General features: G+C 63.6%; 1 pseudogene. It reads right to left on the reverse strand.

Annotated elements, in window-relative coordinates:
- A pseudogene (locus Q7C20_RS26815) lies at positions 1–618 on the reverse strand (hypothetical protein); the annotation flags it as partial.

Consider the following 618-nt stretch of genomic DNA (forward strand, 5'->3'; position numbering starts at 1 on the left):
CGTTCCAGGCTGTGAGCGAACGGCGGGTTCATCAGCACGGCAGACGGAACAGGGCCGCGAAGCAAGTCGGCGATCAGTTCCCCGTCATGCGCAGTGATGGTGGCCGTGGGGAAGACGTGGGCCAGACCGTCTCGTCTTGCCGGATCGATCTCGTTGAGGAGCAGCGAGGCGTTCTGGGCGCTGCCCCAAAGAGCAAGGGCGCCATTGCCGGCGGATGGCTCGAGCAGCGTGTCGTGCGGGGAGACAGCTGCGGCCTTCGCCATCAGCCAGGCCAGCATCGGCGGGGTCGAGAACTGCTGGAGCTCGACCTGTGCTTCGCTGCGAACGTGCCGTGGAGGCAGAGCTGTTTCGAGCCAGTCGAACCGCGCTTCGGCTTCGTGCACGCTTGTCGCCAGATCTATGCGCGAAGACTCGCGAAGCCAGAGCAGAGCGCCGATCTCGACAGCATTGTTATAATCATCGACGGTCCAGGCGTTCCCCCAGTCGAGAGCGCCGGTCTCTTCGGCGAACAGTCCGGAAATGTCGGCGCGGGTAAGATGACGTCCCGAGGCAAGAAGCGCGGCAATCCTAATGCCGATGGCATAGGCCAATGGCACTGACGACAGTTGCTCGCCAACG

The sequence above is a fragment of the Pseudomonas sp. AMR01 genome, assembly GCF_041946035.1.
Lineage (GTDB): Bacteria > Pseudomonadota > Gammaproteobacteria > Pseudomonadales > Pseudomonadaceae > Aquipseudomonas > Aquipseudomonas antarctica_B.